Below are 25,023 nucleotides of genomic sequence, written 5' to 3'. Positions count from 1 at the left end.
ACTGCACATGCAGCGCTACGTAATATCCATCTAAAGCAGATCTGGCCTTGAGTCCGTCAGATGTAGTAGTGAAATAAAACACTACAACATGCTGCTTACAGCGAGGGAGAGCAACGTTAACCAGGATGCTTGAGCGACATGTCGCATCACCACAAGCCTCTTGAGGACGTTTCGCTAGCCTCTCACGCCTTAAACTCGGACGATCAAGCCAGGTCAGCTTCATCAATTCTGCCTTGTGGGCAGTACCTATCCCGGAACAGCCCGACAGCTCGTCGAGCATGCTTGCAACAACCCTTTCCAGCGCTTCCGGTGGGGAAGACGTCTGCATAATGCGATGGGAAATTCGTGTCGTCAACAAATATGTAGTGTTTATTTTTAAGCACTACATATGTGACTGACGGGTCGTTTTTCAGCAAGCCGGTCATCCCCGGCAAGCGCTTGCGCCCGCTGCTGCAGGCCAAAGCGGGTACGAGTGTTTGATTGGCCAAAACAGTCAGCCAGCTTGAGCGGTTTGACTATTGTTGTAGAGCCCTGTCGAGGCGACTATCAGTGGGACTTTTCACGGTTCCCACTCCAACAATAAAGACCGAGGGATTCTGCTGATGCGCGACTATCTGACCGCGATGAATGACTTTGACTACCAACGGACGGTGGCTGGTGCACTGAACGGCCATTTGTCTGCACTCAATGCCTGCGTTGAGTGCTGCGACCGGCACGCTTTGCCAGGGCGTATTGCACTGTTCTGGGAAGGGCGCGACGCCAGTAGCGCCACGTATACCTTCACCGATTTGCAGGACAAGGCCGCGCGCTTTGCCAACTTCTTGCTGGCCCAGGGCGTGAAGCAGGGCGACAAGGTGGCGGGCTTGTTACCGCGCAATGTCGAGTTGCTGGTGGTGGTCTTTGCCACCTGGCGCATCGGCGCGATCTATCAACCGCTGTTCACTGCCTTCGGCCCCAAAGCCATTGAGCACCGTCTTAACAGTTCAGGTGCTGCGCTGGTGGTCACCGACGCGGTCAACCGGCCCAAACTTAATGAAGTCAACGACTGCCCGGCCATCGTCACGGTGGCTGGCGCCAAAGGCCAGGGACTGGTGCGCGGCGATTTCAGTTTCTGGGCTGAGCTGGACAATTATCCGGCCATCTGTGAACCGGTGCTGCTGAGCGGGGAAGACCCGTTTCTGTTGATGTTTACGTCGGGCACTACCGGTCCGGCCAAGCCGCTGCTGGTGCCGCTCAAGGCCATCGTCGCATTCCAGAGTTACACCCGCGATGCGGTGGATCTGCGCCCTGAGGACTCATTCTGGAACCTCGCTGACCCAGGCTGGGCCTACGGGATTTACTTCGGGATCACCGGGCCGTTGTCGATGGGCCACCCGATCACGCTTTACGACGGGCCGTTTACCGTCGAAAGCACCTGCCGGGTCATCAAGAAATACGGTATTACCAACCTCACGGGCTCCCCGACCGCCTACCGCATGCTGATTGCTGCCGGCGAGGCGTTTTCAAGCAAGATCAAAGGCCAGTTGCGGGCTGTCAGCAGCGCCGGTGAACCGCTTAACCCGGAGGTCATTCGCTGGTTCGGCGAAGAGCTCAACGTCACCATCCACGATCACTACGGGCAAACCGAGGTCGGCATGGTGCTGTGCAATCACCATGGCCTGGAGCACCCGGTGCATATGGGCGCAGCCGGCTTTGCTTCGCCTGGCCACCGCATTGTGGTGCTGGATGACAACCATCAGGAACTGCCGGTGGGGCAGCCGGGGATTCTGGCCGTTGATCGCAGCCAGTCGCCGATGTGCTGGTTTGGTGGCTATGAAGGTTTCACCACCAAAGCGTTTGTCGGCAATTACTACTTGAGCGGCGACACCGTGGAGTTGAACCCGGACGGCAGTATCAGCTTTGTCGGGCGCAGCGATGACGTGATCACCACCTCGGGCTATCGCGTCGGCCCGTTCGACGTAGAAAGCGCCTTGATCGAACACCCGGCAGTGGTCGAAGCCGCGGTCGTCGGCAAACCCTGCCCGGAGCGTACCGAAGTGGTCAAAGCGTTTGTGGTGTTGAGCCCTCACTACCTGGGCGATGCGCAACTGGCCGAAACCTTGCGCTTGCACGTGCGCCAGCGGCTGGCGGCGCATGCCTACCCCCGTGAAGTTGAATTTGTCAGCGAATTGCCGAAGACCCCGAGCGGCAAATTGCAGCGCTTTATATTGCGCAATCAAGAAATCGCCAAGGCTGAACAGGCGCTAAGCGCCAAGGTTACAGCCTGAAACCCAGTCGTCAGGAACCCTTATGCAAATTGAAAACAAGGTATTTATCGTCACCGGTAGTGCGTCCGGATTAGGCGCCGCAACGGCAGAAATGCTGATTAAAGCGGGCGCCAAAGTGATGCTGGTTGATCTGAATGCCGATGCCGTGGCCGCCCAGGCGCGCACGCTGGGCGCGCAGAGCACGGTCGCCGATATCAGCCAGGCGGATGCCGCTCAGGCAGCTGTGGAGGCCACCGTTGCGGCATTTGGCGGGGTCAATGGCCTGGTCAACTGCGCCGGTATTGTGCGCGGTGAAAAAATCCTCGGTAAAAACGGTCCGCATGGGCTGGAGAGCTTCAGCCAAGTGATTAACGTCAACCTGATCGGCAGTTTCAACATGCTGCGTCTGGCGGCAGCTGCCATTGCCGAAACCGCTGCGGATGCTGACGGCGAACGTGGAGTCATCATCAACACCGCGTCGGTGGCAGCCTTTGACGGGCAGATTGGTCAGGCCGCTTATGCCGCTTCCAAAGGCGCCATTGCCAGCCTGACCTTGCCTGCCGCACGCGAGCTGGCCCGTTTCGGGATCCGTGTGATGACCATCGCCCCCGGCATTTTTGAAACGCCGATGATGGCCGGCATGACCCCTGAAGTCCGAGATTCGCTTGCCGCCGGTGTGCCATTCCCGCCGCGCTTGGGCAAGCCTGCCGAGTACGCGTCGCTGGTGCGCCACATCATCGAAAACAGCATGCTCAATGGCGAGGTTATCCGTCTCGACGGTGCCTTGCGCATGGCCGCCAAATAAGAGGTGAGAAATGACTTTAGCCAATGATCCGATTGTCATTGTCAGCGCAGTACGAACGCCCATGGGCGGGTTTCAGGGCGACTTCAAAGGATTGACCTCGCCGCAGCTTGGTGCCGCAGTCATCAGTGCGGCGGTTGAGCGCGCGGGTGTTGCGCCGAGCAATGTGGATGAGGTGCTGTTTGGTTGCGTGCTGTCTGCCGGGTTGGGCCAGGCACCTGCGCGTCAAGCCGCTTTGGGCGCCGGGCTGGACAAGGATACGCGCTGCACCACGTTGAACAAAATGTGCGGCTCGGGCATGCAGGCAACCATTCTGGCCCATGATCAACTGCTGGCCGGGAGTGCCGAGGTGATCGTTGCGGGTGGTATGGAGAGCATGTCCAACGCGCCGTATTTGCTGGACCGGGCACGCAGCGGATATCGCATGGGCCACGGTCGGGTGCTCGATCACATGTTCCTCGATGGTCTCGAGGACGCTTACGATCGAGGCCGCTTGATGGGCACCTTTGCTGAAGATTGCGCACAGGCCCATGGTTTTAGCCGCGAGGCTCAGGATGATTTTGCGGTGGCGTCGCTGACCCGTGCGCAGCAAGCGATCAAGGATGGCAGCTTCAGCGCCGAGATCGTGCCGGTGCAGATCACGGTGGGTAAAGAGCAACGCCTGATCAGCGATGACGAACAACCCCCCAAGGCCAATCTGGCGAAAATACCGACGTTGAAGCCGGCGTTCCGTGAGGGCGGTACGGTGACAGCGGCTAACTCCAGTTCGATCTCCGATGGCGCGGCGGCTTTGGTGCTGATGCGCCGTTCCGAAGCGCAGAAACGTGGCCTCACACCGTTGGCGGTGATCCATGGGCATGCAGCGTTTGCCGACGAGCCGGGGCTGTTCCCGACTGCGCCGATTGGCGCGATCAAGCGGTTAATGGGCAAGACTGGCTGGGACCTGTCCGAGGTCGACCTGTTTGAGATCAATGAAGCGTTTGCGGTGGTGACCCTGGTGACCATGAGCGAGCTGGATATTCCTCATGACAAGGTTAACGTCTACGGCGGGGCTTGCGCGCTGGGGCATCCGATCGGGGCTTCGGGCGCGCGAATTCTGGTGACGTTGCTTTCGGCCTTGCGCCAGAAACGGTTGAAGCACGGCGTTGCGGCTGTCTGCATTGGCGGCGGTGAAGCCACGGCGATTGCCGTGGAGTGCCTGTATTAAGGAGTTTTATGCTGCCTACATCTGAACACTTACAAATTCGCGAAGCGGCTCGGCAATTTGCCCAAGAGCGCTTGAAACCCTTTGCAGCAGAGTGGGACAAGCAGCATCGTTTCCCCCGTGAAGCGGTCAGCGAAATGGCCGAGCTGGGCTTTTTTGGCATGTTGGTGCCCGAAGAGTGGGGCGGTTGCGACACAGGCTATCAAGCCTACGCGATGGCCCTGGAAGAAATCGCTGCCGGTGATGGCGCCTGCTCGACGATCATGAGCGTGCACAACTCGGTGGGCTGCGTGCCGATTCTCAAATACGGCACCGAGCAGCATAAACGCGAGTTCCTCGTGCCTTTGGCCAGCGGTGCAATGCTCGGTGCGTTTGCCCTGACTGAACCGCAAGCCGGTTCTGATGCCAGCGACCTGAAAACCCGCGCACGCCTTGAGGGCGATCATTACGTGCTTAACGGCTGCAAACAGTTCATCACCTCGGGGCAAAACGCCGGGGTGGTGATTGTGTTTGCGGTGACGGATCCGTCGGCGGGCAAGCGCGGCATCAGCGCGTTTATTGTGCCCACCGACTCACCCGGCTATAGCGTGGCGCGGGTAGAAGACAAGCTCGGGCAACATGCCTCGGACACCTGCCAGATCCTTTTCACCGACCTCAAAGTGCCGGTGGCTAATCGCTTGGGCGAGGAAGGGCAGGGCTACAAAATCGCCTTGAGCAACCTTGAAGGCGGGCGCATTGGCATTGCTTCACAGGCGGTCGGCATGGCCCGCGCAGCTTTTGAAGCGGCGCGTGATTATGCCCGTGAGCGGGTAACCTTCGGCCAGCCGCTGGTTGAGCATCAGGCGGTAGCGTTTCGTCTGGCAGATATGTCGACAGAAATCGCCGTCGCCAGGCAAATGGTCCAGTACGCGGCGGCCCTGCGCGACAGCGGCCAGTCGGCCCTGGTCGAAGCGTCGCAGGCCAAGCTGTTCGCCTCGGAGATGGCCGAACGGGTGTGTTCCAAGGCGTTGCAAACCTTGGGTGGTTATGGCTATTTGAACGACTTCCCGCTGGAGCGGATCTATCGCGATGTGCGGGTGTGCCAGATCTACGAAGGCACCAGCGATATTCAGCGCATGGTCATTTCGCGCAATCTTTGAATTGAGGACGTTAACGATGAGCTACGAAACCATTTTGTTGGACATTCACGGGCAAGTGGGCCTGATCACGCTGAACCGGCCGCAGGCGTTGAATGCGCTCAACGCGCAGTTGGTAAGCGAAGTGAATCACGCTCTGGACGGCCTGGAAGCGGATAACAACATTGGCTGCATCGTGATCACCGGCTCGAAAAAAGCTTTTGCTGCCGGGGCCGATATCAAGGAAATGGCGGAGTTGACCTACCCGCAGATCTACCTTGAAGACCTGTTCTCGGACAGCGATCGGGTATCGACCCGACGCAAGCCGATCATTGCTGCGGTGGCCGGTTTTGCCTTGGGCGGCGGCTGTGAGTTGGCGATGATGTGCGATTTTATTCTGGCCGGTGACAATGCCAAATTTGGTCAGCCGGAAATCAACCTCGGCGTATTGCCGGGCATGGGTGGCACCCAGCGCCTGACCCGCGCGGTAGGCAAGGCCAAGGCCATGGAAATGTGCCTGAGTGGGCGTTTGATGGATGCAAATGAAGCTGAGCGTTCGGGCCTGGTGGCGCGGGTAATTCCGGTGGACGAGTTGCTGGAAGAAGCCCTGAAAGTGGCCGCTACCATTGCCAAGAAATCCCTGCCGGTGTTGATGCTGACCAAGGAAAGCGTCAACCGTGCGTTTGAAGTCAACCTGGCCGAAGGCGTGCGTTTTGAGCGCCGGGTTTTCCACTCGCTGTTCGCCACCCATGACCAGAAAGAAGGCATGGCGGCGTTCGTCGGCAAGCGCGAAGCGCAGTTCAAGAACAGCTAAGGCCTTAAAAGCCCCTCACCCCAACCCTCTCCCGGAGGGGGAAGGAGCTTTACTGAGGGGTTTTCAGATTCGGCGCAGTACCACCAGAGTGCAGAAAACCTTCAATATCCCCCAATCTTTCCCCTCTCCCGGAGGGGGAAGGAGCTTTACTGAGGGGTTTTCAGATTCGGCGCAGTACCACCAGAGTGCAGAAAACCTTCAATATCCCCCAATCTTTCCCCTCTCCCGGAGGGGGAAGGAGCTTTACTGAGGGGTTTTCAGATTCGGCGCAGTACCACCAGAGTGCAGAAAACCTTCAATATCCCCCAATCAGTTCCCTCTCCCTCCGGGAGAGGGTTAGGGTGAGGGTGGCGGGCAACACGCATCAGATCAGGTAGTTCTTCAGCTCGCGGGCAATCACCATGCGTTGGATCTCGCTAGAGCCTTCGTAGATCTGGGTGATTCGCGCGTCTCGGTAGTAACGCTCCACCGGGTAGTCTTCCAGGTAGCCATAACCACCATGAATCTGGATGGCTTTGGAGCAGACGAACTCGGCTATTTCCGACGCGAATAGTTTGGCCTGGGAGGCTTCTGACAAACACGGTTTGCCAGCGCTGCGCAGGCGCGCGGCGTGCAGGATCAACAGGCGGGCGGCGTTCAGGCGGGTTTGCATGTCGGCCAGCATATTGGCCACGCTTTGGTGCTCGATAATCGCTTTATCGAACTGCACGCGATCACGGGCGTAGCCCAGCGCTGCTTCAAAAGCCGCCCGTGCAATGCCCAGCGCCTGGGCGGCAATGCCGATGCGTCCGCCTTCCAGATTGGACAGGGCGATAGCCAGCCCCTTGCCGCGTTCGCCCAGCAGATTGGCTTCGGGCACGCTGCAGTTATTGAGAGTGACAGCGCAGGTGTCTGACGCGCGAATGCCCATTTTGTGTTCGGTACGATCGACGATAAAACCCGGTGTTTCGGTGGGCACAAGAAAGGCCGAGATGCCTTTTTTGCCCAGTTCCGGATCAGTTACGGCAAACACAATGGCCAGTTTGGCGCGCTTGCCGTTGCTGACAAATTGCTTGGCCCCGTTGATGACCCATTGGCCGTCTCGCAGTTCGGCGCGGGTGCGCAAGTTGTGCGCCTCGGAGCCCGCTTGCGGCTCTGTCAGGCAGAAACAGCCGATGGTCTGGCCGCTCGCCAAGTCGGCTAGCCAAGTGTGTTTTTGCGCTTCGCTGCCGTATTTGAGAATCGGCCCGCAGCCTACCGAGTTATGGATGCTCATCAGCGCACCCGTCGCGCCGTCCCCGGCCGAAATCTCTTCGACGGCCAGCGCGTAGGCGACGTAGTCGACATAAGTGCCGCCCCATTCCTCGGGGACGACCATGCCGAGCAGGCCCAGCTCGCCCATTTTTGATACCAGCGCGTCGTCGATCCAGCCTGCTTTTTCCCAGGCTTGTGCGTGAGGGGCAATTTCGCCACGGGCAAAATCACGCGCCATGTCACGGATCATCACTTGTTCTTCAGTCAGTTCGAGGTCTTGCATGGCTTACACCTCGCTCTTTTTGAAGTCGGTGAAGAAGCTGGCGACGTGCTTGGGGTCCAGTTCGCTCAAGGTCGGCGGGTTCCAGTGCGGGGTCTTGTCCTTGTCGATAATCAGTGCGCGCACGCCTTCGATCAGGTCGCCGCGATCAAACCACTGGCGGTCCAGGTGCAATTCCAGCTCGAAGCATTGCTCAAGGGGCAGTTGACGGCCGTGGCGGAGCATTTCGAGAGTGACGGCCATGCCCAGCGGTGAGCGGGTTTCCAGCAGGTCGGCGGTCTCGGTGGCCCATTCGCGGTGTTGCGGTGCCGTCACGGCGCGCAGGTGAGCGACGATCTCGGGCACGCTGTTGTGGGCAAACACTTCGTCAATCAAGGGCCGCAAGTTGGCCAGCGGCGCGTCGGGCAAGGTTTGCACGGCAAAGGTAGCCAGCAGCGCCTTGAGGTCTTCAAGGGGCGATTGGCGCCACTGGAGGCGGTCGAGGCTTTGATCCAGTTCAGGCAGTTTGCTGCTGTCGGTGTACCAGTCGGCCAGCCCGCAATACAACGCATCGCTGGCGCGGATTTGCACGCCGCTGACGCCCAGGTAGGTGCCGATCTGGCCGGGGGTGCGGGTCAGGAAGTAGCTGCCGCCGACGTCCGGGAAGTAACCAATGGCCACTTCCGGCATGGCCAGACGACTGCGTTCGGTGATCAGGCGCAGATCGCAGCCTTGTGCCAGGCCCATGCCGCCACCCAAAACGTAGCCATCGAGCAACGCGAGTAGCGGTTTTGGGTAGTGGTGCAGCGTGCGGTCAAGGGCGTATTCCTCTTCGAAGAACACGGTGTGCAGGGTGTCTTTGCTTTTGTAGCTGTCGTACAGCGAGCGAATGTCGCCGCCCGCACAAAAGGCTTTTTCGCCAGCGCCGCGCAATACCACGGCCTTGATGTTGGCATCGTCGACCCAGGCATCGAGCTGCTGTTGCAGGCTGCGGACCATGGGCAGGTCGAGGGCGTTGAGGCCGCTGGGGCGGTTGAGGGTCAGGTGGCCAATATGGTTGCGGACCTCGGCCAGTACCGTGCTTTGGGTCGGCTCGACATCCTGTGTCGGCGAGGATGAAACCTGAGCAGTCATCACTAACTCCCTGCTGTGCTTTATTTTTAGAATGTGTTCGCGGGCGAACGATGGTCGATGCTAACAGTGCAAATTTGCTGATGACAACCCGGATGCGTGCAGGCTTGGCATGCATTTTTGCATGGCTAACAAGCAGGATTGCGCGCCTGCTATTGCGCCAACCAACCGCCATCGACGTTCCAGGCCGCGCCGCGCACCTGGCTGCCGGCTTCACTGCACAGAAACAGCACCAACTCGCCGAGTTGCGGCGGGGTGACGAACTCCAGAGACGGTTGTTTCTCGGCCAGCAGGTCATGCTGGGCCTGGTACGGGTCGATGCCCTGGCTGATGCGCTGGTCGATTTGCTTTTGCACCAGCGGCGTGAGTACCCAGCCGGGGCAGATGGCGTTGCAGGTGATATTGCTGGTGGCGGTTTCAAGGCCGACCACTTTGGTCAGGCCGATGACCCCGTGCTTGGCAGCCACATAGGCGGCTTTGCCGACCGAGCCGACCAAACCATGAACCGAGGCGATATTGACGATGCGGCCCCAGCCGCGCTTGCGCATGCCGGGCAGGGTGAGGCGGGTACTGTGGAACACCGAGGACAGGTTGATCGCGATGATCGAGTCCCACCGCTCAACCGGGAATTCTTCGACGCTGGACACGTGCTGAATGCCCGCGTTGTTGACCAGTATGTCGATGCCGCCGAATTCGCGTTCGGCGTAGTGGATCATGTCGGCGATTTGCGCCGGGTCGCTGACATCGGCCGGGTGGTGCCCCACCTTGCCGCCAAACTGCTGCAGTTCGGCAATGACTTTGCTGGCGTCGCCAAAACCATTGAGTATCAGGTCGGCGCCCGCCTTGGCCAGGCTTTGCGCGATACCCAGACCAATACCGCTGGTGGAACCGGTAACCAAGGCGGTTTTACCTTTCAGGCTCATGATCAATTCCTCAGGTGAGACACGGTGATTTCATCGTTGAGGAAACTTAGCACGCGTTTCGCGACTGCGGATACGAAACGGCCCACCAAAAGGTGGGCCGCTTTCACGCAGAGCCTGGGGGATTAGTCCTGGCGGCTGGTGACTTCCAGCAGGTGGTAACCGAACTGGGTTTTAACCGGGCCTTGCACCACGTTGATTGGCGCGCTGAAGACCACGGTGTCGAATTCTTTAACCATCTGGCCTGGACCGAACGAACCCAGGTCGCCGCCCTGACGGCTGGACGGGCAAGAGGAGTTGGCCTTTGCAACTTCGGCGAAATCAGCGCCGCCTTCGATTTGTGCTTTCAGTTCGTTGCACTTGGCTTCGCTGGAAACCAGGATATGACGGGCAGTGGCTTTGGCCATGGGGAGTTACTCCTTTCAAGAAAGTGGTGAGCCTACCGGATTCAGTGGCTTTTTTCTCGGCAAAGTTCCCATGGGCTGATGATCCGGCCTTCAGCCTCAAAGGCCTTGGTTCTTCAAGCGTTGCGCATGCTCGATATACAGCGCCACGGGGTTGGCCTTGCGGCGAGTCATGCCGGCCATTTGATTGATGGTGTCCAGATGGTCCATTTCATAATCCGATTGAATGACCGTGCCCAGGTGCGAGCTGAAGCGGCCTACCAGACCGTCATTGGCTTTGCTTTCACGGGTAAAGAAGCTGGAAAACACGCGGCAGGCGTTGTGCATGGGATCAAACAGGTTCATTGATTCTGAGAGTAACGAGCCTTTGATAATGCCGCTCCAGGAGTAATAGAACACGTCGTTGACCTGCGCCGCGCCCATACCGCCCCACGTTGCTGGCAGGCCTAGCGGGTATTTTTTGTTGAAGTCGGCAACACCTTTTGAGGTCAGCGCATTGAGGGCTTCGAGTGAATGTTGGGGCAGTTTGGGTTTGCCGCTGAGTATCGACATGAAGGTGCTGAAGGCGGTGATCAGGGCTGCCGCCGCAGTCTCTGGCAATTGGCCGGGGGTGAAGGCCAGGCGCAGGCGGTCGGCAAGCTCGGAGCCGTGATTGGGGCCGCTGACGGAGGTCACCGAGGCCACCGACTCAGGGTCGATAGCAGCGGCATAGCGTGCGGTCAGGGCGCCCTGGCTGTGCCCGATCAAATTGACCCGCTTGGCGCCCGTTTGCTGGCGCAGGTCATGGATGTGCGCGAGCAATTGTTCGCCACGGGTTTCGTTGTTGTGGGCGGCGGACACGGAGGCCGTGAATACTTGGGCGCCTGAATCGTGCAGCGCTTCCTTGATGCCGTTGAAGTAATGCAATGGCCCGATCCGTTCAAAGCCGAACAGTCCATGGACCAATAAAAGGGGGTAGCGAGTGCTGGGGGTGCGGTGCATGTTGTTTCTCCAGAGAGTGTTTTTGAGGTCATAAAAACACCTTAGTCGACAACAAGAAGCGGGCAGATTGGGTTGCAGGGTATTACCGTCGGCCAGGCCAGGCTGTGGGCCTTCAGGCAGAGCGGGCGCTGGATGATTCCAGGTGCGCGAGGGCGGTAATCGTTTAGAGCCGGGAGTGTTTCAGACGGCATCTGTCGGCTTGCCTGTCAGACGGGATCGACTTCGCGCAACCGTGGGCAGGGCCCAGCGGTGCGCATTCAGTCAGGCAGGACGATTTTTAGCTGGCGGCCAGCAGCGCACGGCGTTGCTGTTGCAGTTGGCTTGCCGCATCGCGCAGTAACTGCTCGGTGGCTTCCCATCCCAGGCAGCCGTCAGTGACGGAGACGCCGTAGCGCAGGTCGTTGCCCAGCGCTTGGCAACCCTCGAAAAGATGGCTTTCGAGCATCACGCCAATCAGCGAGTGATCACCTTCCAGGCGTTGCGCCAATACGTCTTTGAATACGTGCGGCTGGCGCAGAGGGTCTTTGCCGCTATTGGCGTGGCTGCAGTCAACCATCAGGCGCGCAGGGATGGCGTTTTTTTCAAGACCTGCACGGGCCTTGGCCACGCTGCTGCGGTCGTAGTTCGGGCCGCTGTGGCCGCCGCGCAAGACCAGATGGGTGTCCGGGTTGCCGGAGGTCATGATGATGGCGGGATGCCCTTGGCTGTCGACACCGAAGTGGCGGTGCCCGTGGGCGGATGAACGCATGGCGTCGCATGCAATGCCTACGCCGCCGTCAGTACCGTTTTTGAAGCCGACGGGCAGGTCCAGGCCGCTGGCCATTTCGCGGTGGATTTGGGATTCGGTGGTGCGCGCACCAATCGCCGCCCAGCCCAGTACGTCATCGAAGTAGCCGGCCGCCATGGGTTGCAGCAGTTCGGTAGACACGGGCAAGCCCATGCGCAGCATTTCAATCATCAGCTCGCGCGACAGCGTCAGGCCGTGGGCCATGTCGTCGCTGCCGTCCAGATGCGGGTCGTAGGCCAGGCCTTTCCAGCCGATGGTGGTGCGGGGTTTTTCGACGTAGGCACGCATCACCAGCAACAGGTCTTCGCTCAGGTCGCGAGACAGGGCGGCCAGTTGGCTGGCGTATTCCAGTGCCGAGACCGGATCATGAAGGGAGCAAGGGCCAACGACCACTAACAGGCGGGAGTCTTCGCCATTGAGGATGGCGCGGATGGCCTGGCGCTGCTGACTCACCATCAGGCTGAGTTCTGCGCCCAGTGGCAGTTGCTGCTTGAGCTGTGAGGCGCTGGGCAGGCGCTGGGTCAGGGCAGCTTTGGTGTCTGTGTGAGCGGTGTTTGGCAGAGCAGATACAGATGCGTTCATGGTGTGTGCTTCCTGGGCAGGCGGCGGGGTTTCCCGCGCGCTCAGCCCTACTGGGGTGTTCGACAATTGGCCAGACTGGCTGTGAGTTCATGCGTGCCACCGATGTGGGTCCGTTCGGAGGCGGCAGGCTGTCCCGAACGGCGGCTGATAAATCGCCAGGCAGTGCAAAGGTCGAAGCGGTAATAAGTGGTGGAGTTCATGTGTGCATTCCTCAAATAAGTCATTTTTTAGGGGGCTAAAAAAACAAAACCCCCGGTCGGGTAGCCGACCGGGGGTGAGAATTCTCTGGTAGGCGACCCCTTGAAAGTGGCCGCCGGATGGGTATCAGGCGCGCCAGTGGCTAAACCAATACCCAAAATAAAATCGTGCAGTCGAGTGTGCATTGTGCGTGCGCACAGCAGCAGCCTGGCGCTGGGTAGCGACCTGCTTGCTAATGGCTGTGTGTACGTTATGCAACATGTGTGTTCTCCACTGAATGGTCAGGAGCTTACTCGAGAGCGGTAGCGCGATTCAATTAAAAATTGCTATCGGCATCATGTCTTTAAACCTGCGGCTTTGGCACCGTATCTGCGACAGAGCGAGGTGGATGAGCAGATAGTGCTACTCTGATTGCAGGTTCCTCGCTTGTACCTTAGAACAGTTGATCCGTTCAATCAGGTTTGTCTTTTTCACTACCTGTTGATTCGCTGATAGACGGAGCAATGATGCCGTCCTTCATTCCCAGAAGAACAGCCACCTTGTGGGCCTCTCCACGCTTCCCTTTTTTTCGGCCCGCGAGCACTTGATAGGTCGTTGCTGCGTCGACGCCGTGTTCTCGAGCGAACTCTTGAACAGATTTTCCTTGATGTTCAAGCCAGGCCTTGGCTTGTGCGGCAGTACGGATTCCGGGCATAGTTCAAAACCGTTCAAAAAGGTTCAATTCAAGCGAATTATACCATCCTTATGGGTGTTTAAAATGGGATCTAGTATTCAAATGAGTTAGATCGGTTCGCGTTTGAGGCAAGAAAGAGAACGTCTTGGCCTTTCGCAGAAAGTTTTTGGCGAGGTTGGAGGCGTTGAGGCCAATGCCCAAGGTAAGTATGAACATGGTGATCGTGCGCCAAAAGCTGATTATTTGTCACGTGTAGCGCAGCGGGGTGTAGACGTTCTATATGTATTGACCGGTACACGTACCCCAACGCTGGTCGATAATTTGACTCAACTGGAAGAAAAAGTTTTGGTCAATTACCGGGGCCTTCATAAAGATGATCAGGATGCCATTCGCCAGTTGACTACCACCCTGGCGAAAGTGTCGGTTACTCAATCAGTGAGAAAGCTTCAAGAACCTAATGACGCATAAGTCGTTCTAAGTGAATCGTTTTTGTATTGTTCGACGAATGGGATTGAGCCACGCGCGAATGATAGAGAGGTCGACGCAACTATTTTTTGTTAAGGTGGTCGGCACCAACTTAGACGCAATTTGCGAGGTGTCGACTTGATTCGGGTTCTGGTGGTCGATGATCACGATCTTGTGCGTACGGGCATTACACGAATGCTGTCGGATATCGATGGTCTGCAGGTCGTCGGTCAAGCCGAGTCTGGCGAAGAGGCACTCGCCAAGGCGCGCGAGTTGAAACCGGATGTCGTCCTGATGGATGTCAAGATGCCCGGCATTGGTGGCCTGGAAGCGACGCGTAAAATGATGCGCAGCCATCCGGACATCAAAGTCGTCGCGGTAACCGTGTGTGAAGAGGACCCGTTCCCGACGCGTTTGTTGCAGGCAGGCGCTGCGGGCTATATGACCAAAGGGGCTGGTTTGGCCGAAATGGTTCAGGCCATTCGCCTGGTATTTGCCGGGCAGCGCTATATCAGCCCGCAAGTGGCTCAGCAGTTGGCGCTCAAGTCTTTCCAGCCTGCCAGTGATTCCCCTTTTGATGCCTTGTCTGAACGCGAGATCCAGATTGCGTTGATGATTGTCGGCTGCCAAAAGGTCCAGGTCATTTCCGATAAGCTTTGCCTGTCGCCTAAAACAGTCAACACCTACCGCTATCGCATTTATGAAAAACTCTCGGTCAAAAGTGATGTTGAACTGGCGTTGCTCGCCGTTCGTCATGGCATGGTAGATGCTGGCTGACGATGACTGACGTGTTTGATTCCAGTGCATTTCTGTCGACGTGTAGCGGCAGGCCCGGCGTGTATCGCATGTTCGACAGTGAGGCGCGCCTGCTTTATGTGGGTAAAGCCAAGAATCTGAAAAAACGCCTGGCCAGCTATTTCCGCAAAACCGGGCTGGCGCCTAAAACAGCGGCACTGGTTAGCCGTATTGCGCAAATCGAAACCACGATCACCGCCAACGAAACCGAGGCGTTGCTGCTTGAGCAGACGCTGATCAAGGAATGGCGCCCGCCGTACAACATCCTGCTGCGCGACGATAAGTCTTATCCGTATGTGTTTCTGTCGGATGGTCAATACCCGCGCCTGAGCATTCATCGTGGGGCCAAGAAGCAGAAGGGCAAGTATTTCGGGCCTTACCCAAGCGCGGGGGCAATCCGTGAAAGTTTGAGCCTGTTGCAAAAAACCTTCATGGTCCGTCAGTGCGAGGACAGCTATTTCAAGAACCGCACCCGGCCTTGCTTGCAGTACCAGATAAAGCGTTGCAAAGGACCGTGTGTCGGTCTGGTTGAGCCAGAGGTGTATGCCCAGGATGTGCGCCACTCGGTGATGTTCCTTGAGGGGCGCAGCAGTGCATTGACTGAAGAGCTCGGTAACGAGATGGAGCAGGCCGCCAGCACCCTCGATTTTGAGCGGGCAGCCGAAATACGCGATCAGATCTCGTTATTGCGTCGGGTTCAGGACCAGCAAAGTATGGAGGGTGGTACTGGCGATGTGGATATCGTCGCGGCCTTCGTCAACCCGGGCGGTGCCTGTGTGCATTTGATCAATGTGCGCGGTGGTCGCGTGCTGGGCAGCAAAAACTTCTTCCCGCAGGTGGGGATCGAGGAGGAAGTGGCCGAAGTCATGGCCGCGTTCCTCGGGCAGTACTACATCAGCAGTCCCGAGCGCGATTTGCCGAGCGAGCTGATCGTTAACGTCGAACACGAGAGCTTTACTGCTATCAGCGAAGCGATTGAAGCCCTGCGCGGGCGCGAGATGGCCATCAGTTATCGCGTGCGCGGTACCCGCGCGCGCTGGCAGCAATTGGCCGTGACCAACGCTGAGCAGGCGTTGAGCGCGCGCCTGACCAACCGTCTGCATGTTGCGGCGCGCTTTGAAGCGCTGGCGCAAGTCTTGAAGCTCGATGAAGTCCCCCAGCGGCTGGAATGCTACGACATCAGCCACTCCAGCGGCGAAGCCACCGTTGCCTCTTGCGTGGTATTTGGCCCGGAAGGCCCGATCAAATCTGACTACCGGCGTTTTAACATCGAAGGTGTGACCCCGGGCGATGACTATGCAGCCATGCACCAGGCCTTGATGCGCCGTTTCAGTCGGCTCAAGGAAGGCGAGGGCAAGCTGCCCGACATCCTCCTGGTCGACGGGGGCAAGGGGCAGCTTTCGATGGCCCGTGACGTGCTCAATGAGCTGGCCGTACCGGACCTGATTTTGCTCGGCGTGGCCAAAGGCACGACGCGCAAGGCGGGCTTTGAAACTCTATACCTGAACGATGCAGCCCATGAATTCACCTTGAAAGGTGACTCGCCGGCGCTACATTTGATCCAGCAGATCCGCGACGAGGCCCACCGTTTTGCCATTACCGGGCATCGTGCGCGACGTGGTAAAACCCGTAACACGTCTACCCTGGAAGGGATTGCGGGGGTGGGGCCAACTCGTCGCCGTGACCTGCTGAAACATTTTGGTGGATTACAAGAGCTGTCTCGTGCCAGCATCGAAGAAATTGCCAAAGCACCCGGTATCAGTAAAAAGCTCGCTGAGTTGATTTATGCAAACCTGCACAGCGAGTAGAATGCTCCCTCACCTCGTAGCCAGTTGTGCCGATGAATATCCCTAATTTGATCACCGTTCTACGCGTTCTTCTGATTCCGTTCTTTATTCTGTTGTTTTACCTCCCGTACAGCTGGAGTTATGCCGCTGCAAGCTCGGTGTTCGCCTTTGCCGCTGCAACGGACTGGCTGGATGGTTATCTGGCCCGCCGACTGGAACAAAGCACACCGTTCGGCGCCTTTCTGGACCCGGTTGCCGACAAATTGATGGTGGCGGTCGCGCTGGTGTTGCTGGTGCAAGAACATCACAACTTCTGGCTGACCTTACCGGCAGCGGTGATCATAGGCCGTGAAATAGTCATCTCGGCCTTGCGCGAGTGGATGGCAGAGCTGGGCGCGCGGGCCCAGGTTGCCGTGTCGAACATGGGCAAATGGAAAACAGCGGCGCAAATGCTGGCGTTGGTCATTTTGCTGGCCAACCCGTCAGACTTCAGCTTCTGGGTCCTGATCGGCTATGGGTTGCTGATGGTCGCGGCGGGGTTGACGCTGTGGTCGATGGTTCAATACTTGCGTGCTGCCTGGCCGCATTTGAAGACCACCTCGACAAAATAAATAAAACTTTTTGAATCAAGGGGTTGACGCATTCTTTGAAATCTATAGAATGCGCAACACCAAAACGCGGGAATAGCTCAGTTGGTAGAGCACGACCTTGCCAAGGTCGGGGTCGCGAGTTCGAGTCTCGTTTCCCGCTCCAAATAAAGATTCACAGAGTTCAACTGAAGTCTGTGAATCGTTGAAAAAAGGACCTTCGGGTCCTTTTTTCGTTTCTTCGCACCTACTAAAACCATCGTTGTCGGGCGCGCTTACATCTCTCTTGGCCGTTGCGTCAGTGCTCTATTCCATCCTTCAATTCCATAATGTTTGGAATTAATCCCGCATTATCTTTCTCCTAATCTTGACTACAGTGACCTTTCTACTGATTGGGCGTTGGCACCCAATCCCCAGGCATGCATCTTTAAGAGGTCACTGGCATGGACATCAAACTCAAGGCACTGCTGGATCGCGAAGAGATTCGCGCACTTCGCACGCTTTACGCACACCATCTGGACAGCAACAATATCGCGGCGCTGGACCAGGTTTTTTCGGCAGACGCCGTGGTGGAGGTCACGGTCGGTAAGATGCAGGGCATCGACGCCATACGTGCTGGCCTGGCTGAGGCTTTCACGCTGTTCGATCGGGACAAGCAAGGGAGTTATCCCTTTATGCATGCCATTGTGAACCACTGGATCCAGTTGACCGGGCCCGATACGGCGCAAGGTCGCTGCTACTTGATCGATTTTGAAACGGCTTCGAAACCCGATCCAAACCCGTTGCTGTTGCTTGGCCTGTATGCCGATCAGTATCAGCGAATCGACGGGGAGTGGCGCATCACCCATACCCGCCTTGAGGTGGTCTGGCCTGAGCGTAATGCCCGTGAATAAGCCACGATCAAGCTGACAGACGAGCGATCCCTTTCTGAAAGCAACCCAGGCCCCGGAGCGTTTAATGTCTGCAAACCCTTTTGACGGTATTCGCGAGTTTGTGTCTGCCGCTCAGTCACTAAGCTTCACGGCAGCCGCGCTTGAGCTGGGTGTGACCAGTTCGGCGGTGGGTAAAAGTGTCACGCGCCTTGAGGCACGTTTAGGGGTGAAGCTGCTGCATCGCACCACCCGGCGTCTGGTGTTGACCGCTGAAGGCGAGGCATATCTGGCCAGTTGCCTGCGAGTGATGGATGAGCTGGCCGAAACGCAGGGTTTTTTAACCACTGGCCAGCAAGCGCCTGTTGGCCGGCTGCGCATTGATCTTCCTGCAGCCTTTGGCCGTCGGCATATTTTGCCGACGCTGATCGACATGGCGGTGCGTTATCAGCAGCTCGATCTGTCCGTCAGCTTCAGTGAGCGGCTGGTAGATATCGTCAACGAGGGTGTCGACCTGGTGGTCAGAATCGGTGTGTTGAAAGATGACGCCGAAATAGTTGCCCGCAAACTGGGCAGCCAGAGCCTGCTGATTTGTGCGACCCCGGCCTATCTACAAGCGCATGGCACGCCACAGGCGCCCGATGATCTGCTGCATCACGATTGCATTGTCGGCTGGCGTAATGGCACCCGCAAAACCTGGATGTTGAAGGACGAAAAGGGGCAGACCCATGAACACGAGGTGCGGGTCAAGCATGAGGTGGGTGATGGGGAGATGTTATTGAACCTGACCCTTGCCGGGGGCGGCCTGGCGCAACTGCCCACTTGGCTGGTGCAAACACCTGTTGAGCAGGGCCTGTTGGTCCCGGTGCTTGAAGCCTGTGCCGGGGCTGAAATGCCGATTCACGTGATCTGGCCACGGACGCGTTATCTTCAGCCCAAGGTCCGCATGGTCGTGGATGAACTGCTGGCACTGGCACAACGTGATGTGCTGATTTTTCGACCGGATTTGGGCCCTGCGGCAGTTTAAAACAGTGACTTGAAGCGCCCTGGGCGGGCGCTTCAAGTGAGTCCGGTTACTGGGCCGGCGTATAAAACGGGTAGTCGACGTAGCCTTTTTCGCCGCTGTTGCCGTAGAACGTTGAGCGATCAGGCACTGCAATCGGCCAGCCGTTTTTCATCCGCTCTACCAGGTCCGGGTTGGCAATAAAGGGTCGGCCAAATGCGACCAGATCCAGCTCACCTGACGCCAGCGCCGCCTCGGCCGATTCGCGATCAAAGCCACCGGCGGCAATCAAGGTGCCTTGGTACGAATCGCGAAAGGTCTGGGCAAAACCTTCAGGCATGCGTTCGGCGCCAATGGTCAATTGATCGCTCAGGTGAACATAGGCAATGCGACGGTTTTGCAGTTCGCGCGCGACGGCGACCCAGGTCTCTGCCTCGTCAGCAAAGGGCGCCATATCAAACAGCCGGCCAAAGGGCGAAACCCGCACCCCCACCTTGCTGCGACCGATTGCATCGGCGACCGCATCCAGGGTTTCCAGCAGCAGGCGAATGCGATTTTCAATGGAGCCTCCATAGCGGTCCGTGCGGTCGTTGACCGTTGGATTGATAAATTGCTCAAACAGATAGCCATTGGCGCCGTGGATCTCTACCCCGTCAAAACCCGCTTCAACCGCTCTGCGGGCAGCCAGGACAAAGTCGTGTTTGAGCGCTTCAACTTCTTCGGTCGACAACGCACGGGGAGGGCTGGCTTGAATCGGTCCGGGCTGACCGTCTTGGTTGTAGGCATAGGCCAGCGAGTTGGCCGCCAGCTTGGCGCTGCAGGATACCGGGGCGCCGCCATCGGGTTGCAAGGTGGTGTGCGATACCCGGCCCACGTGCCAGAGCTGGGCGAAGATCTTGCCGCCGTCTTCATGCACGGCACGGGTGACGTTTTTCCAGCCTTCTACTTGCTCTTGGGTGTAAAGGCCGGGGTTGAACAGATAGCCGCGGCCCTGAACGGAAACCGGAACCCCTTCACTGATGATCAGCCCTGCGCTTGCCCGCTGGCGGTAATAGAGCACCGTCAATGCGTCAGGCACGGTAGTCAACGCGCGTGCGCGAGTCATGGGCGCCATCACGACACGGTTCTTCAGTTCTATGCCCGACAACGTGTAGGGAGAAAATAGAATGCTCATTAGGGGACCTCTGAAGTGGAGCGCTCCATGGCGCTGATCAGGGCGAATATACGGCGCCCAGTCCTTCAGATAATCGGCTGCTCATTCCAAACATTCAGGCACTCAGTTCCACAATCAGCCATGGAAGCTCGATTGGCACAAACCGAAATAATTAAGAAGCTTAAGCTAATAATTAAATAGTATTTATTTTTGTTTTTTAAGATCGTTTAGCTTTATGCCTCTCTACAGCGTCGGGCTTTAAGCCCGGCGCTTTTTTGCATCAGGCTAACTGTTCTCAGGTCATGCGCTGACGCTCAACTTTTGCAGCCTGTGGGCGAACCAGATGCCCGTTTTCAAGCGGCGTTTGTCAGGAGCACCTGTGACAGTCATTCAACTTCCTTTGGCGGCGGAGCCAACTCCAACGCCACAAAGGCCTCTTCAAGTGCCCACCGAATTCGCCAGCCAGGGCGATGTGGTGCTTGAGTTTCGGGGCGTCACCAAAACCTACTCGGGGAAAAAAGCCGCCCCTGAATTACTGGCCGTCAGCGACGTCAGCTTGCAAGTGCGGCGCGGTGAGGTCTTGTGCCTGATGGGCACTTCAGGCAGCGGCAAGTCAACGTTGTTGCGCCATATCAACCGCCTGATCGAGCCCACCAGCGGTGACGTGTTGATTGACGGTCAAGCCATCAGCGGGCTGAACGACAAGGGCTTGCGGGATTTACGCTCGCGCCGCATCGGCATGGTCTTTCAGCACTTTGGCCTGTTACCCCATCGTACGGTGCTGGATAACGTCGCGCTGCCGCTGGAGCTGCGCGGCGAACCCGAGCCGGTTCGTCATGCCGCTGCCACCTTGCAGTTACAGGCGGTGGGGTTGCAGGGGTGGGGGGAGCACTATCCCCACGAGCTTTCCGGGGGCATGCAGCAACGGGTCGGCCTGGCCCGGGCCTTGGTGACAGAGCCAGACATCCTGCTGATGGACGAGCCTTTCAGTGCGCTGGATCCGACTATCCGCCGCGACCTGCAAAATCACTTTCTGGCGCTGGCGCACGAGCGCGGCATCACCACCTTGCTCGTCACCCATGACCCGGCAGAAGCCCTGCGCCTCGCGGATCGCATCGCCGTGCTGCGCCATGGTCGTTTAGTGCAAGTGGGGACCCCTGAGGCGTTGCTCGAACACCCCGCTGATGCCGAAGTTGCCGACTTTTTCCGTGATTCCCTGCCCGCGCCTTCGGTCGCGCAAAAGGCTGCCAGTGTCAGCCTCCAGGCGCCCGGCAATGAGCCTCAGGTTTCACCGGGTGCGCCAGGTTTGCGTAGCTGGCAAGCCCTGTTACTGGGGCCAGCAGCGCTGGCCGACCGCGGCAAAGGCGGTTTGTTCTGGCTGACGTTTGCCACTGAGCTGGCAGCCCTGGCTACGTTCGGCCAAGGCATTCTCAGTGCATCGTGGCTTGCGGTGTCGGCGGCGGTTGTGGTGTTCGCTGCCAGCCGATTCACAGCGTTGTCGGTCAGCCGCCAACCTGTGCGGCGCAATGCATCGGGGTGGGGGTTGCCGCTGGCCGTGCTGCTGGTCAGTCAGGCGTTGGTGATCTGGCGCGTCTTTACCCCGGACACGGCCAACGCCTTGTTTGAGTTCCCGGCGAACCGGCAGTTGTTATTGCTGGCAGCCGACAGCATCGACCAATTCATTGGCTGGTCCCAAGTGGCGTTCGAAGGGGCGTTTGTCGGCGTGATCGTTGCGGTGCGCACTGTTATCGAGGGTATAGAGAACGTCTTGGGTTGGTTGCCATGGTCCGTCTCGGCACTGGCGTTGGTGTTGCTGGCCTGGCGTTCGGCGGGGTTGGGGCTGGCCCTGACCAGCAGCGTGGCGCTGCTCTACATCGGGCTGTTCGGCTTTTGGGAGCGCACCATCTCCACGCTGGCGCTGGTGGGTTCATCGGTCTTGATTGCCTTGGTCATCGGCGTGCCTACCGGCATTGTGCTGGCGAAACGGGCGCGGATTCGTCGGGTGATCACGCCGTTGCTGGATGCCATGCAGACGCTGCCCACGTTTGTGTATCTGATTCCTGCCGTGGCGTTCTTCTCTGTGGGCAAGACGCCTGCGGTCATTGCCACGGTCATTTTTGCCCTGGCGCCGATGATCCGACTGACGTCGCTGGGTATCCAGGAAGTGCCCAAGGATGCCGTCGAGGCTGCTGTCGCCCACGGTGCCAGCCCTTGGCAAACCCTGATCAAAGTGCAATTGCCGCTGGCGCGCCGTTCGCTGCTGCTGGGGATTAACCAGACCATCGTCATGAGCTTGTCGATGGTGGTGGTTGCCGCGCTGATTGGCGCGGGCGGGCTGGGCTACGACGTGATGACGGCGCTGCGCAACATTAAGGGCGGCGAGGGCATCCTCGCGGGGGTGGCGATTGTTCTGTGTGCATTAATTCCGGATCGAATCATTCAATCGAGCTTGCGCAAGCAAGATCGCGCGCACCATTAACTGTGAGACTTATCGTGAAGACACCTCTGTTGCGTTCATTGGGGGCAGCCGCGCTGCTGGCCTCCCTGATTCTTCCGGCCAGCGCATTCGCCAAAGAAAAAATTGTCATTGGTGAGCAGAACTGGACCGGTGCCATTGCTATTCAGAACATCCTTGGCGAGGTGATCAAAAGCCGCCTCGATGGCGATGTGTCGTACCTGGCCGGGGACGTTCCGGTACTGTTCAGCGCTGCCGCCAAAGGCGATGGCTCGGTGGACGTGCTGACGGATATCTGGCTGCCGAACCAGTCGGCGGCGTGGGCCAAATATGTCACGGATGGCACCCGCTCACTGGTGCCGAACCTCAAACCCTATGCGGGTGAGCAAGGCTTTTATATTCCGGGGTATTTGCAGGACAAATACGGCGTTAAATCCGTCTACGACCTGAAAAAACCTGAAATCGCCAAGCTCTTCGAACCGCTGGGTGGCGGCAAGGCTCAATTGTTGGTCGGGCCGGCGGGTTGGGAGTCGACCTACATTGGTGAAATCAAGGCCAAGGATTACGGTTTTGCAGACAAGTTCGAGTCTGTGTCTACCGAAGCCTCCGTGACTTACGCCAAGCTGGCTGCGGCATACAAGGCGGGGCGCGGCGTGGTCTTTTACGCCTACACCCCGGACTGGATTTTCTCGGCCTTTGACCTGCGCCGTCTGCAAGAGCCTGCGTTCGATGGCTATGCCCAGGACAACAAAAAGGGTGACCCGCTGTACAAAGCCGACGGCTGCTGGAAGTTCATCAGCCCGACAGTTGACCCTGACTGGCTGAACAAAAGCCAGATCACCTGCGCTTATCCGGACGCCAAAGTGCATATCCTGGCATCAACCGCCTTGCAGAAACGCGCGCCGAAAATTGCCGAGTTCCTGCGTAATGTAGCCATTGACCCGGCGCAGTTGAATGACCTGATCCTGAAGATCGAAAAGCAAAAAGTACCGGCTGATATCGCGGCCAAAGAATGGATCAAGGCCAACCCAGCGACGGTTGATCAATGGCTGGCAGCCCCGGCGCCTACCGTGAGTGCCAACCCATGAGCCACGTCTCCTTGCGTTTGCTGGATGGTGGCATGGGCCGCGAATTGCAGCGCAGCGGAGCACCGTTTCGCCAACCGGAGTGGTCAGCGCTCGCGCTGATCGAGGCACCCGAGTATGTGTTTGAGGCTCATCGCGCGTTTATTGCGGCCGGTGCCCGGATCATCACGACTAACAGTTATGCGGTTGTGCCATTTCACATCGGCGATGAGCGCTTTACCCAGCAAGGGCTAACATTGGCGGGGCGTGCGGGGGCGCTCGCCCGCCAGGCCGCATCCGCCAGTAACGAGCCGGTCACGGTGGCCGGCTCGTTGCCGCCAGCCTTGGGCTCTTATCGACCAGACTTATTTGACCATCAGCGTTCGGTGGCGATTCATCGGCAGTTGATCGCGGGTCTTGAGGCCCATGTCGATGTCTGGCTGGCGGAAACCCAAAGCTCCATCGCTGAAGTCCGCGCGGTGGTTGAAGCTCTGGATAACAATCCGAAACCGCTTTGGCTGTCGTTTACCTTGCTGGACGAGGTCGGTGAGCCACCACGCTTACGCTCGACTGAAGCGGTCGCCGACGCTGTGCGGGCGGCCATCGAGTTGGGCGCAAAGGCGGTGCTGTTTAACTGCAGCCAGCCGGAAGTTATGGGCGCTGCGCTGGCGCAAGCGCGGGAGGTGCTTGAACAACTCGGTCAAACCCTGGAGTTGGGGGTTTACGCCAATGCCTTTCCACCTGTGAACAGCGAAGCCAAAGCCAATAGCACGCTGCTTGAAATCAGACGTGATCTTGACCCTGAGGCTTACTTGAGTTGGTCGAGAACCTGGGTGGCGGCCGGTGCCAGCATCGTGGGTGGATGCTGCGGAATAGGGCCTGAGCACATCGCGCAGTTGCATTCGAGTTTATTGCCAGAAAAAGAGAAGGGGGGCGCATGACGGATTTTAATGAAGAGGCACTGGTTGAACAGGCGACCTTTGGTGCCGGTTGTTTTTGGGGCGCAGAGGCGTCGTTCCGGGCATTACCTGGAGTGATCGACAGCCGGGTGGGTTTTGCCCGCTTTGCCGAGGATGAGTCGGCGTTGATCGAGGTGGTACAGGTCGACTTCGATGCCCAAGTGATTACTTACGATCAACTGATCGCTCACTTCTGGACCGTGCACGATCCCGCCTCTGTGGACCGCCAAGGTGCGGATGTCGGTATCAAATACCGCTCAGCGCTGTTTTTCGGGTCTGAAGAGCAGGCGAAGGTCGCATCGGTTGCCAGGCAGGCGCTTGAGGCTTCGGGAAGGTTGAACCGACCCGTCGCGACGGTGATCGTGCCGTTGGTTGAGTTCGTGCTGGCCGATGAAGAGCATCAGCGATACCTCGAAAAACATGGCGGCAGCAGCTGTTCCATCTAATGGCTGCGCTGTGGCGTGAACGTATCAGTCGCATTCTGTGGCGGCTGATACAAAACATGTGATATCGTCCCCGGCATCTTCCTGGAGCATG

The 25,023-nt window shown here is 58.3% G+C and carries 23 protein-coding genes and 1 tRNA gene; 16 read left to right on the top strand and 8 right to left on the bottom strand.

Annotation, left to right across the window (positions count from 1 at the left end; translation table 11 throughout):
- Positions 1-602 precede the first annotated feature (602 nt).
- The 5 genes from GHO32_RS04285 to GHO32_RS04265 are packed head-to-tail and all read left to right on the top strand — an operon-like array spanning position 603 to position 6,181.
- Positions 603-2,267 carry an AMP-binding protein gene (locus GHO32_RS04285; RefSeq protein ID WP_153338139.1) on the top strand — a complete coding sequence of 555 codons (1,665 nt, stop codon included), beginning with the start codon at positions 603-605 and terminating at the stop codon, positions 2,265-2,267.
- 22 nt (positions 2,268-2,289) lie between these two features.
- Positions 2,290-3,051 (top strand): SDR family NAD(P)-dependent oxidoreductase, encoded by a 762-nt coding sequence (locus GHO32_RS04280; protein ID WP_153333165.1) that lies wholly within the window; start codon positions 2,290-2,292, stop codon positions 3,049-3,051.
- Between the two features lie 10 nt (positions 3,052-3,061).
- Complete coding sequence (locus GHO32_RS04275; protein WP_153333163.1) at positions 3,062-4,255, top strand: acetyl-CoA C-acyltransferase; 1,194 nt, start codon at positions 3,062-3,064, stop codon at positions 4,253-4,255.
- Positions 4,256-4,263: 8 nt separating this feature from the next.
- On the top strand, positions 4,264-5,391 hold the full coding sequence (locus tag GHO32_RS04270; protein ID WP_153333161.1) for an acyl-CoA dehydrogenase: 1,128 nt from the start codon (positions 4,264-4,266) through the stop codon (positions 5,389-5,391).
- A gap of 16 nt (positions 5,392-5,407) precedes the next feature.
- Positions 5,408-6,181, top strand: a complete 774-nt coding sequence (locus tag GHO32_RS04265; RefSeq protein ID WP_048391724.1) for an enoyl-CoA hydratase — start codon at positions 5,408-5,410, stop codon at positions 6,179-6,181.
- Positions 6,182-6,545: 364 nt separating this feature from the next.
- Here GHO32_RS04265 and GHO32_RS04260 read toward each other — a convergent pair whose 3' ends face one another.
- The 7 genes from GHO32_RS04260 to GHO32_RS04230 form a co-directional block, all read right to left on the bottom strand.
- On the bottom strand, positions 6,546-7,697 hold the full coding sequence (locus GHO32_RS04260) for an acyl-CoA dehydrogenase family protein (RefSeq protein ID WP_153333159.1): 1,152 nt from the start codon (positions 7,695-7,697) through the stop codon (positions 6,546-6,548).
- Between the two features lie 3 nt (positions 7,698-7,700).
- On the bottom strand, positions 7,701-8,807 hold the full coding sequence (locus GHO32_RS04255; RefSeq protein WP_153333157.1) for an enoyl-CoA hydratase/isomerase family protein: 1,107 nt from the start codon (positions 8,805-8,807) through the stop codon (positions 7,701-7,703).
- A gap of 149 nt (positions 8,808-8,956) precedes the next feature.
- Positions 8,957-9,727 (bottom strand): 3-hydroxybutyrate dehydrogenase, encoded by a 771-nt coding sequence (locus tag GHO32_RS04250; protein ID WP_082148725.1) that lies wholly within the window; start codon positions 9,725-9,727, stop codon positions 8,957-8,959.
- A 122-nt stretch (positions 9,728-9,849) separates the two neighbouring features.
- Complete coding sequence (locus GHO32_RS04245; RefSeq protein WP_048370005.1) at positions 9,850-10,131, bottom strand: peptidylprolyl isomerase; 282 nt, start codon at positions 10,129-10,131, stop codon at positions 9,850-9,852.
- A 96-nt stretch (positions 10,132-10,227) separates the two neighbouring features.
- Positions 10,228-11,109, bottom strand: coding sequence for a triacylglycerol lipase (locus GHO32_RS04240; protein WP_153333155.1), 882 nt, complete (start codon positions 11,107-11,109; stop codon positions 10,228-10,230).
- 277 nt (positions 11,110-11,386) lie between these two features.
- Entirely contained in the window at positions 11,387-12,478 is a 1,092-nt protein-coding gene (locus GHO32_RS04235; RefSeq protein ID WP_153333153.1) for a 3-deoxy-7-phosphoheptulonate synthase, read from the bottom strand.
- Between the two features lie 649 nt (positions 12,479-13,127).
- Positions 13,128-13,370, bottom strand: coding sequence for a DNA-binding protein (locus GHO32_RS04230; protein ID WP_048391702.1), 243 nt, complete (start codon positions 13,368-13,370; stop codon positions 13,128-13,130).
- Positions 13,371-13,472: 102 nt separating this feature from the next.
- Here GHO32_RS04230 and GHO32_RS04225 point away from each other — a divergent pair, with 102 nt between their 5' ends.
- The 7 genes from GHO32_RS04225 (at position 13,473) to GHO32_RS04195 (ending at position 18,879) form a co-directional block, all read left to right on the top strand.
- A complete protein-coding gene (locus GHO32_RS04225) occupies positions 13,473-13,817 on the top strand; it encodes a helix-turn-helix domain-containing protein (RefSeq protein ID WP_256665470.1) in 345 nt (114 codons plus the stop codon).
- 135 nt (positions 13,818-13,952) lie between these two features.
- Entirely contained in the window at positions 13,953-14,591 is a 639-nt protein-coding gene (gene uvrY / locus GHO32_RS04220) for a UvrY/SirA/GacA family response regulator transcription factor (RefSeq protein ID WP_082148726.1), read from the top strand.
- A 2-nt stretch (positions 14,592-14,593) separates the two neighbouring features.
- On the top strand, positions 14,594-16,417 hold the full coding sequence (uvrC, locus tag GHO32_RS04215) for an excinuclease ABC subunit UvrC (RefSeq protein WP_153333151.1): 1,824 nt from the start codon (positions 14,594-14,596) through the stop codon (positions 16,415-16,417).
- A 32-nt stretch (positions 16,418-16,449) separates the two neighbouring features.
- Entirely contained in the window at positions 16,450-17,007 is a 558-nt protein-coding gene (pgsA, locus tag GHO32_RS04210; RefSeq protein WP_048370021.1) for a CDP-diacylglycerol--glycerol-3-phosphate 3-phosphatidyltransferase, read from the top strand.
- Positions 17,008-17,073: 66 nt separating this feature from the next.
- Positions 17,074-17,149: transfer RNA gene (locus tag GHO32_RS04205), tRNA-Gly, on the top strand.
- A gap of 277 nt (positions 17,150-17,426) precedes the next feature.
- A complete protein-coding gene (locus GHO32_RS04200) occupies positions 17,427-17,876 on the top strand; it encodes a nuclear transport factor 2 family protein (protein WP_048370024.1) in 450 nt (149 codons plus the stop codon).
- A 64-nt stretch (positions 17,877-17,940) separates the two neighbouring features.
- Positions 17,941-18,879 (top strand): LysR family transcriptional regulator, encoded by a 939-nt coding sequence (locus tag GHO32_RS04195; protein WP_153333149.1) that lies wholly within the window; start codon positions 17,941-17,943, stop codon positions 18,877-18,879.
- A 46-nt stretch (positions 18,880-18,925) separates the two neighbouring features.
- Here the strand turns inward: GHO32_RS04195 and GHO32_RS04190 are convergent, their stop codons facing one another.
- Positions 18,926-20,029, bottom strand: a complete 1,104-nt coding sequence (locus GHO32_RS04190) for an alkene reductase (RefSeq protein WP_153333147.1) — start codon at positions 20,027-20,029, stop codon at positions 18,926-18,928.
- Between the two features lie 421 nt (positions 20,030-20,450).
- On the opposite strand from GHO32_RS04190, the gene GHO32_RS04185 reads away from it, so the two are divergent.
- From GHO32_RS04185 to msrA, 4 genes are read left to right on the top strand one after another with little or no spacing between them, the layout of a single operon-like run.
- A complete protein-coding gene (locus GHO32_RS04185) occupies positions 20,451-22,487 on the top strand; it encodes an ATP-binding cassette domain-containing protein (protein WP_368668380.1) in 2,037 nt (678 codons plus the stop codon).
- Positions 22,488-22,501: 14 nt separating this feature from the next.
- Positions 22,502-23,551 (top strand): glycine betaine ABC transporter substrate-binding protein, encoded by a 1,050-nt coding sequence (locus GHO32_RS04180; RefSeq protein ID WP_368668379.1) that lies wholly within the window; start codon positions 22,502-22,504, stop codon positions 23,549-23,551.
- Positions 23,548-24,468, top strand: coding sequence for a homocysteine S-methyltransferase family protein (locus GHO32_RS04175; protein WP_153333143.1), 921 nt, complete (start codon positions 23,548-23,550; stop codon positions 24,466-24,468). The genes GHO32_RS04180 and GHO32_RS04175 overlap by 4 nt, the downstream gene beginning before the upstream one ends.
- The gene (gene msrA, locus GHO32_RS04170; RefSeq protein ID WP_153333141.1) at positions 24,465-24,932 is read left to right on the top strand and encodes a peptide-methionine (S)-S-oxide reductase MsrA; all 468 of its coding nucleotides are present in this window, start codon (positions 24,465-24,467) and stop codon (positions 24,930-24,932) included. The genes GHO32_RS04175 and msrA overlap by 4 nt, the downstream gene beginning before the upstream one ends.
- The last annotated feature ends 91 nt before the right edge of the window (positions 24,933-25,023 follow it).

Origin of the sequence: Pseudomonas sp. FSL R10-2189, from assembly GCF_009600325.1 — a bacterium.
Classification (GTDB): Bacteria; Pseudomonadota; Gammaproteobacteria; order Pseudomonadales; family Pseudomonadaceae; genus Aquipseudomonas; species Aquipseudomonas helleri.
This window is presented reverse-complemented; position numbering and strand designations above follow the sequence as displayed.

Bases quoted from the DNA above. Each gene is read 5' to 3' on its own strand.
- GHO32_RS04255 (WP_153333157.1), bottom strand. From the start codon at position 8,807: ATGACTGCTCAGGTTTCATCCTCGCCGACACAGGATGTCGAGCCGACC.
- GHO32_RS04270 (WP_153333161.1), top strand. From the start codon at position 4,264: ATGCTGCCTACATCTGAACACTTACAAATTCGCGAAGCGGCTCGGCAA.
- GHO32_RS04230 (WP_048391702.1), bottom strand. From the start codon at position 13,370: ATGCCCGGAATCCGTACTGCCGCACAAGCCAAGGCCTGGCTTGAACAT.
- GHO32_RS04250 (WP_082148725.1), bottom strand. From the start codon at position 9,727: ATGAGCCTGAAAGGTAAAACCGCCTTGGTTACCGGTTCCACCAGCGGT.
- GHO32_RS04280 (WP_153333165.1), top strand. From the start codon at position 2,290: ATGCAAATTGAAAACAAGGTATTTATCGTCACCGGTAGTGCGTCCGGA.
- GHO32_RS04260 (WP_153333159.1), bottom strand. From the start codon at position 7,697: ATGCAAGACCTCGAACTGACTGAAGAACAAGTGATGATCCGTGACATG.
- msrA (WP_153333141.1), top strand. From the start codon at position 24,465: ATGACGGATTTTAATGAAGAGGCACTGGTTGAACAGGCGACCTTTGGT.
- GHO32_RS04235 (WP_153333153.1), bottom strand. From the start codon at position 12,478: ATGAACGCATCTGTATCTGCTCTGCCAAACACCGCTCACACAGACACC.
- GHO32_RS04195 (WP_153333149.1), top strand. From the start codon at position 17,941: ATGTCTGCAAACCCTTTTGACGGTATTCGCGAGTTTGTGTCTGCCGCT.
- uvrC (WP_153333151.1), top strand. From the start codon at position 14,594: ATGACTGACGTGTTTGATTCCAGTGCATTTCTGTCGACGTGTAGCGGC.
- GHO32_RS04265 (WP_048391724.1), top strand. From the start codon at position 5,408: ATGAGCTACGAAACCATTTTGTTGGACATTCACGGGCAAGTGGGCCTG.
- GHO32_RS04245 (WP_048370005.1), bottom strand. From the start codon at position 10,131: ATGGCCAAAGCCACTGCCCGTCATATCCTGGTTTCCAGCGAAGCCAAG.
- GHO32_RS04175 (WP_153333143.1), top strand. From the start codon at position 23,548: ATGAGCCACGTCTCCTTGCGTTTGCTGGATGGTGGCATGGGCCGCGAA.
- GHO32_RS04240 (WP_153333155.1), bottom strand. From the start codon at position 11,109: ATGCACCGCACCCCCAGCACTCGCTACCCCCTTTTATTGGTCCATGGA.
- GHO32_RS04190 (WP_153333147.1), bottom strand. From the start codon at position 20,029: ATGAGCATTCTATTTTCTCCCTACACGTTGTCGGGCATAGAACTGAAG.
- pgsA (WP_048370021.1), top strand. From the start codon at position 16,450: ATGAATATCCCTAATTTGATCACCGTTCTACGCGTTCTTCTGATTCCG.
- GHO32_RS04285 (WP_153338139.1), top strand. From the start codon at position 603: ATGCGCGACTATCTGACCGCGATGAATGACTTTGACTACCAACGGACG.
- GHO32_RS04200 (WP_048370024.1), top strand. From the start codon at position 17,427: ATGGACATCAAACTCAAGGCACTGCTGGATCGCGAAGAGATTCGCGCA.
- GHO32_RS04275 (WP_153333163.1), top strand. From the start codon at position 3,062: ATGACTTTAGCCAATGATCCGATTGTCATTGTCAGCGCAGTACGAACG.